The following is an 18,209-nucleotide window of genomic DNA, read 5'->3' as shown; positions in this document are numbered from 1 at the left end:
GTTATCCGCCTACGCAGCACGTCACGGAGGGTGATGCATGTTTGCTGTGGTTCCCGATCCGATTCCCGCGCGCATGAAAGGCCTCAACCGGGCCGAGATCTGCGACGCCAACTTCATTGATTTCGTGCAGCAGTGGCGCGGCGATCCGGCGCCGACGCCGGCACCCGATGCGCCGATCCTGCCCGGCAGCACGCTGGATGCGCGGGGCTTTGCCGAACTATTCGAATCACAGCTGATCAGCCGCCACCTGGATCTGATGGCTCGCGTGCTGCGCGTGCAGAACAAGGTCTTCTATACGATCGGCTCGTCCGGCCATGAGGGCAATGCGCTGGTCGCGCGGCTGGCCCGGCACACCGATCCGGCGTTCCTGCACTACCGTTCCGGCGGCTTCATGGCCGAGCGCTTCCGCAAGCTGCCGGGCATGGACCCGGTGATGGACGCGGCGCTCTCGTTCGCGGCCAGCCGGGACGATCCGGCCAGCGGCGGGCGCCACAAGGTGTGGGGCAGCAAGCCACTGTGGGTACTGCCGCAGACCTCCACCATCGCCTCGCACCTGCCCAAGGCGTTGGGCACCGCACTGGCCATCGAAAGCGGGCGGCGCATCGGCCACACGCTGCCGATTCCCGGCGACAGCGTGGTGATCTGCTCCTTCGGCGATGCCTCGGCCAACCACGCCACCGCGCAGACTGCGTTCAACACCGCCGCGTGGGCGTCGTATCAGCGGCTGCCGGCACCGATCCTGTTCGTCTGCGAGGACAACGGCATCGGCATCTCGGTGAAGACCCCGGACGGGTGGATCGCGCAGAGTTTCGCGCACCGCCCGGGCCTGGACTATTTCGCCGCCGACGGGCTGGACCTGGTTGAGGGGCACGCGCAGGTCGAGCGCGCGCTGGCCCATTGCCGGCAGACCCGCCGCCCGACCTTTCTGCACCTGCGCACCACGCGTTTGATGGGCCATGCGGGCACCGATTTCGAGATCGAATGGCGACCGTTGCCCGAGCTGTGCGCGGCAGAAGCGAGCGATCCACTGCTGCGCTCGGCGGCGATCGCGCTGCAGTCCGGGTGGATGACCGCCGCCCAGGTGCTCGATCTGTACGAGCGCGTGCGCGCGCGCTGTTTCGCCGCGGCCGCTGAAGCGGATCGACGCCCCAAACTGACCGGTCTGGCCGAGGTCGTCGCGCCGCTGGCGCCGTACTCGCCGGCGGCCGTCCATGCCGAAGCCACGCGCGTGGCCGCGGATAATGCCCGAGCGGCCGCATTCGGTGGCCCTGCGCAACTGCCTGAAACACAGTCGCCGCGCCATCTGGCGATCCAGATCAACCAGGCCCTGCACGATCTGATGGCCAAGTACCCGGCCACGCTGCTGTTCGGTGAGGACGTCGCGCAGAAGGGCGGGGTGTATACGGTCAGCAAGGGCCTGCTGAAGGCCTTCGGCCCGCGCCGGGTGTTCAACACGCTGCTGGATGAAACCATGATCCTGGGCATGGCGCAGGGCCTGGCGAACCTGGGCATGTTGCCGATCCCGGAGATCCAGTACCTGGCCTACCTGCACAACGCGGCCGACCAGTTGCGTGGCGAAGCGTGCTCGCTGCAGTTCTTCTCCAACGATCAGTACCGCAACCCGATGCTGGTGCGGATCGCGGGGCTGGGCTACCAGAAGGGCTTCGGCGGCCATTTCCACAACGACAACTCGATCGCCGCACTGCGCGACATCCCCGGCCTGGTAGTCGGCTGTCCTTCGCGCGGCGACGACGCGGCGATGATGCTGCGCACGCTGGCGGCCCTGGCGACCGTCGATGGCCGGGTCGCGGTGTTCCTCGAACCGATCGCGCTGTACATGACCAAGGACCTGCACGCCCCGGGGGATGGCCAGTGGCTGTTCCCGTATCCGGCTCCGGACCAGGCCCTGGTGCTCGGCGAGGGCCGGGTCTACGCGCCGGAGGCCAGTGACCTGGTGATCTTCACCTACGGCAATGGCGTGCCGATGAGCCTGCGTGCGGCCCGGGCGATCGAGCAGCAGCTGGGCTGGCAGGTGCGGGTGGTCGACCTGCGCTGGCTGGTGCCGCTCAACGCCGGCTTCATCAGCGGCCAGGCCGCCGATGCCCAGCGCGTGCTCGTCGTCGATGAGGGCCGGCAGAGCGCGGGGGTGGGGGAGGGCGTGATCACCGCGCTGGTCGAGGCGGGGCTCGGGCATCTGCCGGTCCGGCGCGTGTGCGGGGCCGATACCTACACGCCGCTGGCGGGGGCAGCATTGTGCGTGCTTCCAAGCGACAATGCGGTATTGAACGCCGCCCTCGCGCTGGCGCAGGACCATTGATACATGTGTGGATTGGCAGGCATGTTGCTGCCCGCTCCGGCAAGGGAGCAGGCAGCACTGGAAGAACAGGCGCGGCGCATGGGCGACGCATTGGTGCACCGTGGCCCGGATGACAGCGGGGTGTGGGCCGATGCCTCGGCCGGCATCGCACTGGCGCATCGCCGGCTGAGCATCCTGGACCTGTCGCCGCTGGGTCACCAGCCGATGACCTCGGTGGATGGCCGCTACGTGCTGGCCTACAACGGCGAGGTCTACAACTTCGCCGAGCTGCGCGCCGAACTGGAAGCGCTGGGGCATGGCTTCCGCGGCCATTCGGACACTGAAGTGCTGCTCGCCGCGATCACCCAGTGGGGCTTCGAGGAAACCCTGCAGCGCAGCAACGGCATGTTCGCCATCGCCCTGTGGGACCGCGCCGAGCGCTGCCTGTGGCTGGCCCGCGACCGGGTCGGCAAGAAACCGCTGTACTACGGCTGGGCCGGTGAAACGCTGGTGTTCGGCTCCGAGCTCAAGGCCTTGTGGCAGCACCCGGCCTTCGACAACGAGGTCGACCGCGACGCACTGACCCTGCTGCTGCGGCTGGACTACATTCCCGCGCCGCACTGCATCCATGAGCGCTGCTTCAAGCTCATGCCCGGCCGCGTGCTGCGGCTGGACGCCGAGGCGGTAGCCGCCGGCGCTGCCGCGCACCGGCCGGACCAGCTGCAGCAGCCGTTCTGGAATGCGCGCGAGCGCATGCAGCAGGCACTGGCCGCGCCGTTCACCGGCAACGAGGCCGAGGCCGAAGAACGGCTGGATGCGGTGCTGCGCGACGCGGTGGCGCTGCGCATGGTGGCCGATGTGCCGGTCGGCGTGTTCCTCTCCGGCGGCACCGATTCCTCGGTGGTAGCCGCGCTGATGCAGGCGCAGTCGAGCCAGCCGGTGCACAGTTTCAGCATCGGCTTCACCGGCTCGGACCATGACGAAGCGCCGCTGGCCAAGTCGCTGGCCCAGCACCTGAGCTGTGATCACACCGAGCTGTATGTCAGCGGTGCCGATGCGCTGGCGGTGGTGCCCACTCTGCCGGCGATGTTCGATGAACCCTTCGCCGATGCCTCGCAGGTGCCCACCGCCTTGGTCGCCAAGCTGGCGCGGCAGGGTGTGACCGTGGCGCTGTCCGGTGACGGGGGCGATGAACTGTTCTTCGGCTACACCCGCTACCAGCGGGCGATGCGCAACTGGCGGCTGCTGGGCAAGGTGCCGGCGCCGCTGCGGCGCTGGATGGCCAGTCACGCGCACACGCAGGGCGAGGCCTCGCGCACCGGCGGTCTTGCAGCCTTGCTGGCCGAGTCGGGCGCGCGCGGGATCGGCGATGTCTACCGCAACCGGATCTCCCGCTGGCGCGACCCGGTCGCCGCGGTACGTGGCGCCCAGGCGGCCGGCAGTTTCTACGACCTGGCCGATCCGCTGCACGGCGCCGGCTCGCCGGCGGACGCGATGATGCTGGCCGATTTCAGCACCTATCTGCCCGATGACCTGCTGTGCAAGGTGGACCGCACCAGCATGGCGGTCAGCCTGGAAGCCCGCGCGCCGCTGCTGGACTGGCGCGTCGCCGAGTTCGCCTGGTCGCTGCCGATGGCGATGAAACAGCGCGATGGCGTCAGCAAGTACCTGCTCAAGCGGGTGCTTGGCCGCTACGTGCCGCAGGACATGGTGCACCGCCCGAAGCGTGGTTTCGGTGCCCCGGTCAGCGCGTGGCTCAAGGGCGACCTGCGCGGCTGGGCCGATGAGCTGCTGGATCCGGCGCGGCTGGCCGAAGAGGGCGTGTTCAACGTCGAGGCGGTGGCGCCGCTGTGGCAGCAGTTCAAGCAGGGCGAGCGCAAATGGCACACGCATCTGTGGAACGTGTTGATGTTCCAGGCCTGGCAGGCGCATTGGCGCAACGCACGCGCCGATGTGACGAGCGCATAGCAACGCGCGTGCGGGTACGTCCGGACCGAAAGCAGCCACCCGTGGGGTGGCCGACGTCGCCTTCACCGTTGCCGAAGGTGGGCCCGCCTAGGCTGGGCCTTTCCCCGACGGAGATGACGTGATGGCCGACTACAAGATCGCCGTACTGGTGGGCAGCCTGCGCAAGGGCTCCCACAACCGGGTGCTGGCACGCGCGCTGGAGAAGCTGGCCGCCGGCAAGGCGGTGTTCTCCTACGTGGAGATCGGCGACCTGCCGCTGTACAACCAGGATTTCGACAAGGACTACCCCAGCCAGGGCGTCCGCCTCAAACAGCAGATCCGTGACGCCGATGCGGTGCTGTTCGTCACCCCCGAATACAACCGCTCGGTGCCGGGCGTGCTCAAGAACGCCATCGACCTCGGCTCGCGCCCGTATGGCGACAGTGCCTTCGCGGGCAAGCCGGCGGCGGTGATCGGTGCCTCGATCGGGGTGATCGGCACCGCCCTGGCCCAGCAGCACCTGCGCAACATCCTGGCCTACCTGGACATGCCGGTGCTGGGCCAGCCCGAGGCCTTCCTGCATTTCAAGGAAGGGCTGATCGACGAGCACGGCACGATCAGCAACGAGGGCACCAAGGACTTCCTGCAGGGCTTCGTGGACACGTTCATCGCCTGGGTTGGCACCCACGGCGGCACGCACTGATCCACCGCGGGCGGGTCGGGCTTCTGCGATAATGGCGTGGACGGACGTCGCAAGGGCGTCCGTCGCACGCGATGCGACGGCCCCGGCCGATCGTACCGGCAGGCGCCGGTATCCCCAGCTCATCCACTGTTTATCCACAGGTTTGTGCATGGCTGCGGGGCTCCCCGCGTGCCTACCATGTCCCACGCCTCACACTGCAGGAAGTACGCCCCCCATGTCCGCCCGTTCTGGCTTCCGTTCCGACCGCAAAGACCGCGGTGACCGCTTTGATCGCGATGAGATGCGCATCGACGCCCTGCGCGTGCCGCCGCATTCGATCGAGGCCGAACAGGCGGTGCTGGGCGGGCTGATGCTGGCCCCGGAGAGCTATGACCGGGTCAACGACCAGCTGACCGAAACCGACTTCTACCGCCGCGATCACCAGATGATCTACCGTGCGATCCGCGAGCTCTCCGAGCGTGATCGCCCGTTCGATGCGGTGACCTTGGGCGAGTGGTTCGAATCGCAGGGCAAGATGGAGCTGGTGGGCGATGGCGCGTACCTGATCGAACTGGCCAGCACCACGCCGTCGGCCGCCAACATCGCCGCCTATGCGGAGATCGTGCGCGACAAGGCGGTGCTGCGCCAGCTGATCCAGGTCGGCACCGACATCGTCAACGATGGCTTCCAGCCCGAAGGGCGTGAGAGCAGCGAGCTGCTGTCGGCCGCCGAAAAATCCGTGTTCGCGATCGCCGAGCAGGGCGCGCGCGGCCGGACCGATTTCGTGGCGATGCCCGGCGCACTGAAGGATGCCTTCGAAGAGCTGCGCATCCGCTTCGAGAACGGCGGCAACATCACCGGCCTGCCGACCGGCTATGCCGACTTCGACGCGATGACCGCCGGCCTGCAGCCGACCGATCTGATCATCCTGGCCGCGCGCCCGGCGATGGGCAAGACCACTTTCGCGCTGAACATCGCCGAGTACGCCGCGATCAAGTCCAAGAAGGGCGTTGCGGTGTTCTCGATGGAAATGTCGGCCTCGCAGCTGGCGATGCGCTTGATCTCCTCCAACGGCCGCATCAACGCCCAGCGCCTGCGTACCGGCCAGCTGGAAGACGAGGACTGGAGCCGCGTCACCGGCGCGATCCGGATGCTGAAGGAAACCAAGATCTTCATCGACGATACGCCGGGCGTGTCGCCGGAAATCCTGCGCTCCAAGTGCCGCCGCCTCAAGCGCGAGCACGACCTGGGCCTGATTGTGATCGACTACCTGCAGCTGATGAGCGTGCCGGGCAACAGCGAAAACCGCGCGACCGAAATCTCGGAAATCTCGCGTTCGTTGAAGGGCCTGGCCAAGGAGCTCAACGTGCCGGTGATCGCACTGTCCCAGCTCAACCGCTCGCTGGAAACGCGTACCGACAAGCGTCCGGTGATGGCCGATCTTCGCGAATCCGGCGCTATCGAGCAGGACGCGGACATGATCGTGTTCATCTACCGCGACGACTACTACAACAAGGAAAACTCGCCGGACAAGGGCCTGGCCGAGATCATCATCGGCAAGCACCGAGGCGGCCCGACCGGCTCGTGCAAGCTCAAGTTCTTCGGTGAGTACACCCGCTTCGACAACCTGTCGCACGACTCGGTGGGTTCGTTCGAGTAAGGGGTTTCATCGGCGTATTCCGGGTTTCGTCGCAAACCCGTTGCAGTGCGCCCGGGCAGGGCGCGATGGTGGTGTCCGGGCGGCAGGGTGCCGCCAACGGAGACCGACGATGAAGACCCTGTTCGCCCTGGGCGTGTGGTGCCTGCTGTTCGTGCTGTGCTGGCCGCTGGCGATCCTGGCCCTGGTGGCGTGGCCGTTCGTGTGGTTGATCAGCCTGCCGTTCCGTCTGGTGGGGATCACGTTCTCGGCCCTGTTTGCTTTCCTGGGCGCACTGTTGATGCTGCCGGCGCGGCTCCTGGGTGGCGGGCGCACGGCGACTGCCTGAATAACACTGGGATCGGGTAGGGCCGGCCGCTGGCCGGCGGCTCTTCTGCCCGGATGGCGAGGAGCCGGCCAGCGGCCGGCGCTACCTGTCGCCCACAAAAAACCCCGCCGAAGCGGGGTTTTTCGTTACGCCACCAACAAGGCTCAGTTGGCCTTGTGGATCGCGCGCTTGCTCACGGCCATGGCGGCGTCATGCACCACTTCCGACAGCGACGGATGCGCGTGGCAGATCCGCGCCAGGTCGTCGGCCGAACCGCTGAACTCCATGGTCAGCACGCCTTCGTGCACCAGCTCGGAGACGTTCGCGCCGACCAGGTGCATGCCCAGGATGCGGTCGGTCTCGGCGTGCGCCAGGACCTTCACGAAGCCCGACGGCTCGATCATCGCCACGGCACGGCCGTTGGCGGCGAACGGGAAGCTGCCGGCCTTGTACGGGATGCCTTCGTCCTTGAGCTGCTGCTCGGTCTTGCCGACCCAGGCCAGCTCCGGTTCGGTGTAGATCACCCACGGGATGGTGTCGAAGTTGACGTGGCCCGGCAGGCCAGCGATCAGCTCGGCCACGGCGATGCCTTCCTCGAAGCCCTTGTGCGCCAGCATCGGCCCGCGCACGCAGTCACCGACCGCCCAGACGCCATCGACGCCGGTGTGGCAGTGTGCGTCCACTTCGATCTGGCCCCGCTCGTTGATCTTGACGCCGGTGCCTTCGGCCAGCAGGCCCTTGGTGGCGGCGCGACGGCCAACAGCCACCAGCAGCTTGTCCACGATGAGGTTCTTCTCGCCTTCACCATCGGTGTAGGTCAGGGCGACTTCCTTCTTCTTGCCCTTGCCGGTCACTTCGGCCTTGGAGACCTTGGCGCCCAAGCGGATGTCCAGGCCCTGCTTCTTGAATTCCTTCAAGGCGGTCTTGGCCACTTCGGCATCAGCCGCGGCCAGGAAGTCCGGCAGCGCTTCCAGGATGGTCACTTCCGAACCCAGGCGCTTCCACACGCTGCCCAGTTCCAGGCCGATCACGCCGGCACCGATCACGGCCAGACGTGCCGGCACTTCGGTGAAGTCCAGGCCGCCGACGTTGTCGACGATGGTGTCGCCATCGAACTTGGCGAACGGCAGTTCGATCGAGTCCGAACCGGCGGCGATGATGACGTTGGTGCCCTTCAGCTCGACTTCCGAACCGTCGTGCTGCTTCACCTTGACGATGTTGCCCGGCTGCAGCTCACCGAAACCGTAGTACGCGGTGACCTTGTTCGCCTTGAACAGCATGGCGATGCCGCCGGTGAACTGCTTGACGATCTTGTCCTTGCGGCCAACCATCGCCTCGACGTCCATCTTGGCATCCTTGAAGCTGATGCCGTGGTCGCCAAAGATGTGGCCCATGTTCCAGAACTGGCGCGAGGAATCCAGCAGCGCCTTGGACGGAATGCAGCCCACGCGCAGGCAGGTGCCGCCCAGGGCCGGCTTGCCGTCCTTGCCCAGCGCAGCGTCGATGCAGGCGGTCTTCAGACCCAGCTGCGCGGCGCGGATGGCGGCATGATAGCCGGCCGGACCGGCACCGATGACGACGACGTCGAATTGTTCAGCCATTGATAGTTCCTTGTTTCTTTACCAGAACCCCTCCGCGCAGGCGCGGAGGGGCGGGAGGTCTTACAGGCCGAACAGCATGCGGCCCGGGTTTTCCAGCTGGTTCTTGATGTCCACCAGGAACTGCACCGAGTCCTTGCCATCGATGATGCGGTGGTCGTAGGACAGCGCCAGGTACATCATCGGCGCGATCACGACCTGGCCGTTCTGGGCGATCGGACGCTCCTTGATGGCGTGCATGCCCAGGATGGCGCTCTGCGGCGGGTTGATGATCGGGGTCGACAGCAGCGAACCGAAGGTGCCGCCGTTGGTCACGGTGAAGGTGCCGCCCTGCAGTTCTTCCAGGCTCAGCTTGCCGTCACGGGCCTTCTTGGCGTAGTCGGCGATGGTCTTTTCGATGTCGGCAAAGGACATGCGCTCGACGTTGCGCAGCACCGGGGTCACCAGACCCTTCTCGGTCGACACGGCGATCGAGATGTCCGAGTAGCCGTGATAGATGATGTCGTCACCATCGATCGAGGCATTGACCAGCGGGAAGCGCTGCAGCGCGTTGGCGGCAGCCTTCACGAAGAAGCTCATGAAGCCCAGCTTGATGCCGTGGGCCTTGACGAACTCGTCCTGCAGATCCTTACGCGCGGCCGAGACCTTGGACAGGTCGACCTCGTTGAAGGTGGTCAGCATCGCGGTGCCGTTCTTGGACTGCATCAGGCGCTCGGCGATGCGCTTGCGGATGCGGGTCATCGGCACGCGTTCTTCCGGACGTGCGCCACCGGACTTGCCGGCGCCACCGTTGCGGGCGAAGTTGACGATGTCTTCCTTGGTCACCGCGCCGCGGCGGCCGGTGCCGTCCACGTCGGCCGGATTCACGCCTTCGGTGATGGCCGTGAAGCGGGCGCCCGGGGGCAGCGAATCGGCAGCGGACTTGGCCGCCGGGGCCGGCGCTGCGGCAGCGGCCGGCGCGGCCGCCTTGGCCGGAGCGGCCTCGGCCTTCTTCTCTTCGGCCGCCGGAGCCGGGGCATCGGCCACGGCGCCTTCTTCGATGATCGCCACGATCTGGCTCGAGGTCACGGTGGCGCCCACCTCGAACTTGATCTCCTTCAGCACGCCATCGACCGGCGACGGCACTTCCAGGACGACCTTGTCGGTTTCCAGATCAAGCAGGTTTTCATCGCGCTTGACGGCATCGCCGACCTTCTTGTGCCAGGTGGCGATGGTGCCGTCGGCGACGGATTCGGGCAGTACCGGGGCTTTGACTTCGGTGGCCATGCGGGAGCTTCCTGATTTGTCTTTTCTAGAATGAGGGGGAGAGTTATTCAGCGACCGAGTCGTTGAACGGGTTGACCAGGGCATCGGCGATCAGCTTCTGCTGTTCGATGATGTGGTCAGCCATGTGTCCAGCGGCCGGCGATGCCGAACGGGCGCGACCTGCGTAATGGATGCTCTGGCCATCGGCCAGGCAGGCCTGCAGGTGGTGGCGGATCTGGTACCAGGCACCCTGGTTCTGCGGTTCTTCCTGACACCACACCACATCGGCCGCCTTGCCGTACTTCTTCAGCTCTGCCGCCAGTGCCACGCGCGGGAACGGATACAGCTGCTCCACGCGGATGATGGCGACATCGTCCTGGCCACGCTTGGTCTGGTCTTCCAGCAGGTCGTAGTAGACCTTGCCCGAGCACAGCACCACGCGCTTGACCTTCTTGGCGTCTGCGTTGGCATCGCCGATCAGGTGCTGGAACTCGCCGTTGGCCAGTTCGTCCAGGGTCGACACGGCCAGCTTGTGGCGCAGCAGTGACTTGGGCGACATCACGATCAGCGGCTTGCGGGTAGTCATGCGCATCTGGCGACGCAGCATGTGGTATGCCTGCGCCGGGGTCGACGGCACGCACACCAGCATGTTCTCCAGCGCGCACAGCTGCAGGAAACGCTCCAGGCGTGCGGAGCTGTGCTCCGGGCCCTGGCCTTCGTAACCGTGCGGCAGCAGCAGGGTCAGGCCGGTGATGCGGCCCCACTTGGCTTCACCGGCGGCGATGAACTGATCGATCACGACCTGGGCGCCGTTGGCGAAGTCGCCGAACTGGCCTTCCCAGATGCACAGGGTGTTCGGATCGGTGGTGGAGAAGCCGTACTCATAGGCCATCACCGCTTCTTCGCTGAGCAGCGAATCGATGATGGTGGCCTGTTCCGGCGACTCGACCAGCTGGCGCAGCGGCAGGTAGTAGTTGTCGGTCTTCTGGTCGTGCAGGATCGCGTGGCGGTGCGTGAACGTACCGCGGCCGACGTCCTGGCCGACCAGGCGCAGGTTGTTGCCTTCATCGAGGATGGTGGCGTAGGCCAGGTTCTCGGCAAAGCCCCAGTCGCCCGGGATCTCGCCAGCGGCCATCTTGCGGCGGTCGTCATAGACCTTGGCCACGCGCGAGTGCAGTTCCACACCTTCCGGCACGGTGTTGATGATCTGCGCCAGCTGCTTGACCTTCTCCATGCCCACGGCGGTGGAGATGGCATCGGACAGCTTGCCGTTGAGCAGCTTGGGCCAGTCGACATACATCTTGCTGGTCGCCGGGGTCTTCTCGACCTGGGCCAGCTCGGTGGTGACTTCACCGGCATCGAGCTTGTTGCGGTACGCATCGACCAGCGCCTTGCCGCCACCGGCTTCGATCACGCCGGCTGCTTCCAGCGTCGCGGCGTACAGCTCGCGGGTCGTCTGGTGCTTGCGGATGACCTGGTACATCAGCGGCTGGGTGATGGCCGGTTCATCGGCTTCGTTGTGGCCCCAGCGGCGGTAGCACATCAGATCGATGACCACGTCCTTGCTGAACTTCTGGCGGAACTCGAAGGCCAGCTTGGCGGCGAACACGACCGCTTCCGGGTCGTCGCCGTTCACGTGCAGCACGGGCGCGGCGATCATCTTGGCCACGTCGGTGCAGTACAGCGTGGAACGCGAATCTTCCGGGTTGGAGGTGGTGAAACCGACCTGGTTGTTGACCACGATGTGCACCGTGCCACCGACGGCGAAGCCGCGGGCCTGGGACATCTGGAACAGTTCCATCACCACGCCCTGACCGGCGAAGGCCGCGTCACCGTGGATCAGGATCGGCATCACCTGCTTGCGGGCGGTGTCGCCACGGCGTTCCTGGCGCGAGCGCACGCTGCCGGCCACGACCGGATCGGCGATTTCCAGGTGCGACGGGTTGAACGCCAGCGCCAGGTGGACGGCGCCACCGGCGGTGGAAACGTCCGCCGAGAAGCCCATGTGGTACTTCACGTCGCCCGCGGAGGCGTGATCGTCATGCTCGAACTTGCCTTCGAACTCGTCGAACAGCTTGCGCGGGCTCTTGCCGAGGGTGTTGACCAGCACGTTCAGGCGGCCGCGGTGGGCCATGCCGATCACCACGTCCTTGACGCCATCCTTGCCGGCGTCACGGATGATGGTGTCCATCATCGGGATCAGCGAATCGCCGCCTTCCAGCGAGAAGCGCTTCTGGCCCACGTACTTGGTGTGCAGGTAGCGTTCCAGACCCTCGGCAGCCGTCAGGCGCTCCAGGGTACGGCGCTGGGTGTCTGCGTCCAGGTTGTAGTTGCCACCGGCCATTTCCAGGCGCTGGTACAGCCACTGGCGCTGCTCGACCTCGGAGATGTGCATGAATTCCGCACCGATCGAGCCGGTGTAGGTCTTCTTCAGGCGCTCCAGCAGGTCACGCAGTTTCATGCGCGGCTGGCCGGCGACGCCGCCGGTGCTGAACTCACTGCCCAGGTCGCTTTCCGACAGGCTGTGGAACGGCAGGCCCAGATCCGGCGGATTGGTCGGCGCGGTCAGGCTCAGCGGGTCCAGGCGGGCACCGAGGTGGCCACGCGACCGGTAAGCGGTGATCAGGCGGCCGACATTGCGCTCGCGCTCGTCGCCGGCACCATCGGCGGTGCCGCTCTTGATGGCGTTTTTGGCGGCGTCGGCAATGTGGGCGATGACGGCCGAATGCGGAATATCACCGGCTTCGCGGCCCTGGAAGCCGTCGAAGTAGGTCTTCCATTTGGGATCGACACTGTCCGGAGAAACGAGGTACTGCTCGTACAGATCCTCGATATAGGAGGCGTTGCCGCCGGCGAGCTGCGAAGATTGCGCAAACTGCTTCAGTTGATTGTCCACGATGGAGAGTCGGATTCGCTTGTGGGGTAAGGCTTCGATGATCCGGCAGGGAAAAGTGAATAGCCTGCGCGGGCGGTATCTAACGCCCCAAATTGTACCCCCAACGCGACAGGAAGGGGCACCGTACGGTCCAGTGCGGGAACCGCGGTGTCATTCCCAGACAGGTTCGGGGCCGCGCAGTGGGCTACAGGCCGAGTGCCCGCAGTTCGCTGCAATCACGCGAACGTTCCCATACGCGCTGCAAACCTTCCTGCAACGGTCGTGAACGTGCCGGTTGGGCCAGGCCGGCCTCGCCATCGAAGCGGTGGCCGCTCAGACGAAAGTAGTAGTCGCCCGTATCGTTGAGCAGGCAGGCAGATGGCGTCGCGCGGTCGATCGGATCGCTCACCTCGCGCACCCGGAAGACGCTCGGCAGCCGCTGGAGCAGGCTCAGCACGGGTGAGCCGGCCTGACGGATGGCGGCGCTGTCGTGGACGATCAGCCAGGCCTGTTTGTCGTGGCGGGCGGTGGCGTAGCGGCGCAACGCTTCCAGCACCGGCGGTGCATCGAGCAGGCCGGGGTCGAGCTGGCGGCTGTGGATCCACAGCTGGCGACGGGCGCGGTGGATCAACGCGGTGGTGATCGCCACGGCCTCTTCGGCGCGCTCGATCGCGACTGCACCGGACAGGGCCAGCCGCATGTGCTGGTGGGCGATGCCGGCCTCTTCGAAGATCTCGCCTTCCGGCAGAAAGCCCTGCCGGGTATAGAACACGCGGGCCGGCAGCTGCGCATGCAGCCCGACCTCGCGCCAGCCCCGGGCCCGGGCCTGGTCGACCAGGGCCAGCAGCAGGGCATCGCCGACACCTTTGCCACGCCAGGCGGCCAGCACGGCCATGCGGCCGATCCGGCCATCCGGGGTGAGCCGGCCGGCACCGATCGGGGTGCCAGCGGCGTCACGGGCCAGAACATGCACGCTCAAGGGATCGAGGGCGTCGATCTCCAGCCCGGCAGGGACCTTCTGTTCATCGACGAACACGGTGAACCGCACCCGGTGCAGCGCAGCGTGCTGCGCCGGGTAATCGACCACCTCGACGTGGAAGCGGGAGCCGGTCATCGCGGGCGGGGCGCTCAGCCGCGCTGGGGCTCGTCCTTGCCGTCGGTCTCGTCGCTGTCGTCGAAATCGACGATCACTTCGATACCGTCGTCATGGATGGTGACCTCGTGCACGTCGGCCTCGACGGCCTCGTCATCGATGACCTCGACCGCATCGGTGCCGTCGACGATGTCGTACTCGGCGACGTAGTCGTCTTCGTCCTCCAGCCCGGTGTCCTCCACCAGCTGGTAGAAGCCGCCGGCAACCAGTGCCTGCACGGCATCACGGCCCTTGGCCGAGAGCTTCTGGTACAAGGCCGCGCCGATCTGTTCGGTGCCGGCCAGCACCTGCGCATCCTTGACCGGCAGGGCGAAGTCCAGGCCGCTGCAGTACAGGCTGGCACCGCGCTTGGCACGACGCCAGGCCAGGCGCGCCCACGGGTGGCGCTGCAGTTCCACGCCCGCGCCCAGCGCGGCTTCGATCTCTTCGCGCGGCAGCGGTTCGCCGTGCGCCATCACTTCCCCGGCGGCGCGGTAGGTGGTGATGAAGCGGCCGAACCAGTCGCCGAGCTTGTCCGGATCGTTCATGCGGATGGCATTGAGCGCTTCGACCACGCGGTTCATCGAGACCACGTCGATTTCGTTCGGGTCTTCCGGGACCTTCAGGTCCGGATCCTGGTAGCGGATGGACTCGTCGGCGCCCTCGATCAGGGTATCGAGGTAGTCGCTGATCAGCTCGGCCGAGGCCGGGGCGCGCATGCCGAACGAGAACGTCAGGCACGGGTCTTCGGCGACGCCGTTGTGCGGCACGTTCGGCGGCAGGTAGAGCATGTCGCCCGGGGCCAGCACCCAGTCATGGGTCGGCTTGAAGCGGCGCAGCAGCTTGAGCTCGACGTCGTCGCGGAAGTCCAGCGGCGGGCGCTTGCCCTTGATCGATTCGCTGGCGTCGATCTGCCAGCGGCGATGGCCGTGGGCCTGCAGCAGGAAGACATCGTACTGGTCCACATGGGCGCCGACCGAGCCGCCGGTGGCGGCGAAGCTGATCATCACATCGTCCATGCGCCAGCGCGGCAGGAAATCGAAGTGGCTGATCAGGGCGCGCACGTCGGCGTCCCACTTGTCCACGTCCTGGACCAGCAGGGTCCAGTCGTGGTCGGGCATGCCGGGGAACTCTTCTTCCTGGAACGGGCCGGTGCGCACGCTCCAGCCGTCGGTGGCGCGGTCGTGGGTGATCAGGCGCGACAGCGCGCCTTCTTCACACGCCAGGCCGGCGAGGTCTTCGGGCTGCACCGGGGTCTCGAAATCCGGGAAGGCGCCGCGGATGAGCAGCGGGCGCTTCTGCCAGTAATCGCGCAGGAAGGTGGCGGCGGGCATGCCCAGCGGCAGGCCGGGGCGGGCCTGGATTTCGATGACGGGAGTTTTGATCTTGCGTGCGGCCATGGGGGAGATCCTTGCAACGTGTAGACGGGAATTCGGGGCGCAGCGGGGCCGCGCCCATGCCTTCAGATCGCCTTGGCCAGGTCCGCTGCCAGGCCGATGTAGCCGCCCGGGGTCAGGGCGCGCAGGCTCTGCTTGGCGTCGGCCGGCAGGTCCAGCGATTCAACGAAGGCCTGCATCGATTCGGTGGTGATGCCCTGGCCGCGGGTGAGCGCCTTGAGCTGTTCGTAGGGGTTGGGCAGGCCATGGCGGCGCATGACGGTCTGCACGGCTTCGGCCAGCACTTCCCACGCGGCGTCCAGGTCGGCGTCCAGGCGTTCCGGATTGACGGTCAGCTTGCCCAGGCCCTTGGCCAGCGAATCCAGGGCGACCTGGGTGTGGCCGAAGGCGGTGCCGACCGCGCGCAGCACGGTGGAGTCGGTCAGGTCACGCTGCCAGCGGCTGATCGGCAGCTTGGCGCTGAAATGCTCGAACAGGGCGTTGGCGATGCCGAAGTTGCCTTCGGCGTTCTCGAAGTCGATCGGGTTGACCTTGTGCGGCATGGTCGAGGAGCCGACTTCGCCTTCCTTGAGCTTCTGCTTGAAGTAGCCCAGCGAGATGTAGCCCCAGACGTCGCGGGCCAGGTCGATCAGGATGATGTTGGCGCGGCGCGCGGCATCGCCGATCTCGGCGACGTTGTCATGCGGTTCGATCTGGGTGGTGTACGGGTTGAACACCAGGCCGAGGCTTTCCACGAAGCGCTGGGCGAAGGCCGGCCAGTCCACATCCGGGTAAGCGATGACGTGCGCGTTGTAGTTGCCCACCGCACCATTGATCTTGCCGGTCAGCTCGACCGCGGCGATCTGCCGGCGCTGGCGCTCCAGGCGGGCGACCACGTTGGCCACTTCCTTGCCCAGGGTGGTCGGCGAGGCGGTCTGGCCATGGGTGCGCGACAGCATCGGCTGGGCGGCCTGGGCGTGGGCGAGGGCGCGCAGCACGCCGGCGATGTTGTCCAGCGAGGGCAGCAGCACTTCGCGGCGGGCCTGCTCGAGCATCAGCCCGTAGCTGAGGTTGTTGATGTCTTCACTGGTGCAGGCGAAATGCACGAATTCCAGCGCCGGGCCCAGCTCCGCATCGGCGGTGAGCTGCTCCTTGATGAAGTACTCCACGGCCTTGACGTCGTGGTTGGTGGTGCGCTCGATCTCCTTCACCCGCGCGGCGTGGGCCGGGGCGAAGTCGTCGGCCAGGGCGCGCAGGCGCGCGGTGGCAGCGGCCGAGAACGGCGCCAGCTCCACGATGCCCGGCTCATTGGCCAGTGCCAGCAGCCATTCCACTTCCACCTTCACGCGGGCCTTGATCAGGCCGTATTCGGAGAAGATCGGGCGCAGGGCGTCGACCTTGCCGGCGTAGCGGCCATCGAGCGGGGACAGGGCGAGCAGGGCGAATTCGGACATGGCAGGGCGCAGATCGGTGGCAGCGGGGGCCGCCATTCTACGCTGCCCCGGCGTCCTCGGCCTGTGCCATGCGCACCGTCACGGCCTGGATCCGGTGCCCGGCCATGCGCTTGATCGTGAACTGGTGCCCGTCGATCTCCAGCTGCTCGCCTTCCTCGGGCAGCCGCTGCAGCTGGTGCACGATCAGCCCGCCGACCGAATTGAGGTGGTCCGGCGCGCTCAGGTCATGCCCCAGCAGGCGCTCCAACCGGAAGATCGAGGTCGAGCCGGCCACCAGCAGGGTGCCGTCGGCGCCGCGGGTGGGGGCGTCCTTGACGATATGCGGGTGTTCGTCCTCGATATCGCCGACCACCACTTCCAACAGGTCTTCCAGGGTGAAGTAGCCCAGGATGCGGCCGTGCTCTTCCACGCACAGGGCCAGGTGGGTGGTGCCGGTGCGGAAGCGCTCCAGCACCAGCGGGACCGGGGTTTCCAGCGCGATCAGATTGGCCGGGCGCAGCAATGGGCGCAGGTCGTCGGTGGAGTTGCCGCGGGCGATCTCGACCAGCAGATCCTTCATGTGCAGGATGCCGAGGACTTCCTCGCCATCGCGGTCGAACCACGGGTAGCGGCTGTAGCGGCTTTCGGCGAACTCGGCCATCACATCGGCCAGGTCCATGCCGTCGCGGAACGAGCGCATGTGGTCGCGTGAGCGCATCAGATCGCCGGCCACCAGTTCGGGCAGTTCCAGTGCGTGGCTCATCAGGGTGAGGTCCTGATCCGGCGCACTGCCGACCGGTTGCTGGCGACCCACGATCAGCTTGAGCTCCTCGCGCGAATAGCGGTGCGAGGTGTGCTCCACATCGCCCCAGCCGGCCAGCCGCAGCAGCGCGTTGGCGCTGTTGTTGAGCAGCCAGATCGCCGGATACATCGCCCAGTAGAACAGGTACAACGGCGCGGCCGTCCACAGCGACATCGCCTCGGGGCGACGGATCGCCATCGATTTCGGCGCCAGCTCGCCCAGCACGATGTGCAGGAACGAGATCAGGCTGAAGGCGATGATGAAGGACGTCAGGCGCGAGGCTTCCGGGGTCAGCCCCAAGGTGTCGAACAACGGCTGCAGCAGGTGTGCGAAGGCCGGCTCGCCGACCCAGCCCAGGCCCAGCGAGGACAGCGTGATGCCCAGCTGGCAGGCAGAGAGGTACGCATCCAGGTGCGAGTGCACATTGAGCAGCAGGCGTCCCCGCCAGCCATGGTTCTCGGCCAGGCCGACGGCCTGGGTGTGGCGCAGCTTGACCAGCGCGAACTCGGCGGCCACGAAGAAGCCGTTGAGCACCACCAGCAGCAGGGCCAGCACAAGAAGCAGGAGGTTGCCGATCATCCGCGGCTCCGCAGCGCTGCTGCCTGAGGCGGAATGGCACCCGCGTTCGCCGGGGCGGCGAGGGCGGTCATCAGTGCGTGCGCGGCGGCACGCCCGGTACTACTGTCGGGATCGTCACCCATGGGGGCGGCAGTCTGTCTGAATGAAAACGAATCCCGAGTCTAGCCGATCCACTGCGTTGTTGGGTTTCAGTGGGGCTTGGGAGTATCGTGATCAGAGCCGCCAGCCAGGGAATCAGGCCCGTTGCCAGCCGCAGGTTCCCTTTCATCCACGAAAGATG

General features: G+C 66.7%; 12 protein-coding genes. 5 read left to right on the top strand and 7 right to left on the bottom strand.

Going from position 1 to position 18,209, the window contains the following annotated elements:
- The first annotated feature begins 37 nt into the window (after positions 1 to 37).
- From ACTT2I_RS11105 to ACTT2I_RS11085, 5 genes are all read left to right on the top strand, one after another.
- On the top strand, positions 38 to 2,317 hold the full coding sequence (locus ACTT2I_RS11105) for a thiamine pyrophosphate-dependent enzyme (protein ID WP_421099373.1): 2,280 nt from the start codon (positions 38 to 40) through the stop codon (positions 2,315 to 2,317).
- Between the two features lie 3 nt (positions 2,318 to 2,320).
- Complete coding sequence (gene asnB / locus ACTT2I_RS11100) at positions 2,321 to 4,264, top strand: asparagine synthase (glutamine-hydrolyzing) (protein WP_421099374.1); 1,944 nt, start codon at positions 2,321 to 2,323, stop codon at positions 4,262 to 4,264.
- A gap of 121 nt (positions 4,265 to 4,385) precedes the next feature.
- Positions 4,386 to 4,946, top strand: a complete 561-nt coding sequence (locus ACTT2I_RS11095; RefSeq protein ID WP_088434667.1) for an NADPH-dependent FMN reductase — start codon at positions 4,386 to 4,388, stop codon at positions 4,944 to 4,946.
- A 214-nt stretch (positions 4,947 to 5,160) separates the two neighbouring features.
- Complete coding sequence (locus ACTT2I_RS11090; protein ID WP_019185928.1) at positions 5,161 to 6,585, top strand: replicative DNA helicase; 1,425 nt, start codon at positions 5,161 to 5,163, stop codon at positions 6,583 to 6,585.
- 109 nt (positions 6,586 to 6,694) lie between these two features.
- Complete coding sequence (locus ACTT2I_RS11085; protein ID WP_088434666.1) at positions 6,695 to 6,910, top strand: hypothetical protein; 216 nt, start codon at positions 6,695 to 6,697, stop codon at positions 6,908 to 6,910.
- A gap of 143 nt (positions 6,911 to 7,053) precedes the next feature.
- On the opposite strand, the gene lpdA is transcribed toward ACTT2I_RS11085, so the two are convergent.
- From lpdA to ACTT2I_RS11050, 7 genes are all read right to left on the bottom strand, one after another.
- Positions 7,054 to 8,490 (bottom strand): dihydrolipoyl dehydrogenase, encoded by a 1,437-nt coding sequence (gene lpdA / locus ACTT2I_RS11080; RefSeq protein WP_088434665.1) that lies wholly within the window; start codon positions 8,488 to 8,490, stop codon positions 7,054 to 7,056.
- Between the two features lie 60 nt (positions 8,491 to 8,550).
- Positions 8,551 to 9,753 (bottom strand): dihydrolipoyllysine-residue succinyltransferase, encoded by a 1,203-nt coding sequence (gene sucB / locus ACTT2I_RS11075; protein WP_088434664.1) that lies wholly within the window; start codon positions 9,751 to 9,753, stop codon positions 8,551 to 8,553.
- A 43-nt stretch (positions 9,754 to 9,796) separates the two neighbouring features.
- Positions 9,797 to 12,628, bottom strand: coding sequence for a 2-oxoglutarate dehydrogenase E1 component (locus ACTT2I_RS11070; protein ID WP_421099375.1), 2,832 nt, complete (start codon positions 12,626 to 12,628; stop codon positions 9,797 to 9,799).
- 184 nt (positions 12,629 to 12,812) lie between these two features.
- Complete coding sequence (locus ACTT2I_RS11065; RefSeq protein WP_421099376.1) at positions 12,813 to 13,721, bottom strand: GNAT family N-acetyltransferase; 909 nt, start codon at positions 13,719 to 13,721, stop codon at positions 12,813 to 12,815.
- A gap of 14 nt (positions 13,722 to 13,735) precedes the next feature.
- The gene (locus ACTT2I_RS11060) at positions 13,736 to 15,139 is read right to left on the bottom strand and encodes a ribosomal protein uL16 3-hydroxylase (RefSeq protein ID WP_421099377.1); all 1,404 of its coding nucleotides are present in this window, start codon (positions 15,137 to 15,139) and stop codon (positions 13,736 to 13,738) included.
- A gap of 62 nt (positions 15,140 to 15,201) precedes the next feature.
- Positions 15,202 to 16,569: an adenylosuccinate lyase gene (purB, locus tag ACTT2I_RS11055; RefSeq protein WP_026070207.1), complete on the bottom strand. Its 1,368-nt coding sequence runs from the start codon at positions 16,567 to 16,569 to the stop codon at positions 15,202 to 15,204.
- 37 nt (positions 16,570 to 16,606) lie between these two features.
- The gene (locus ACTT2I_RS11050) at positions 16,607 to 17,929 is read right to left on the bottom strand and encodes a hemolysin family protein (protein WP_088434660.1); all 1,323 of its coding nucleotides are present in this window, start codon (positions 17,927 to 17,929) and stop codon (positions 16,607 to 16,609) included.
- Positions 17,930 to 18,209: the final 280 nt, after the last annotated feature.

The sequence above is a fragment of the Stenotrophomonas sp. PUT21 genome, from assembly GCF_052232875.1.
In the GTDB taxonomy this organism is placed as follows: domain Bacteria; phylum Pseudomonadota; class Gammaproteobacteria; order Xanthomonadales; family Xanthomonadaceae; genus Stenotrophomonas; species Stenotrophomonas maltophilia_N.
The sequence above is the reverse complement of the archived record's forward strand: the minus strand, read 5'-3'. Positions and strand labels throughout refer to the sequence as shown.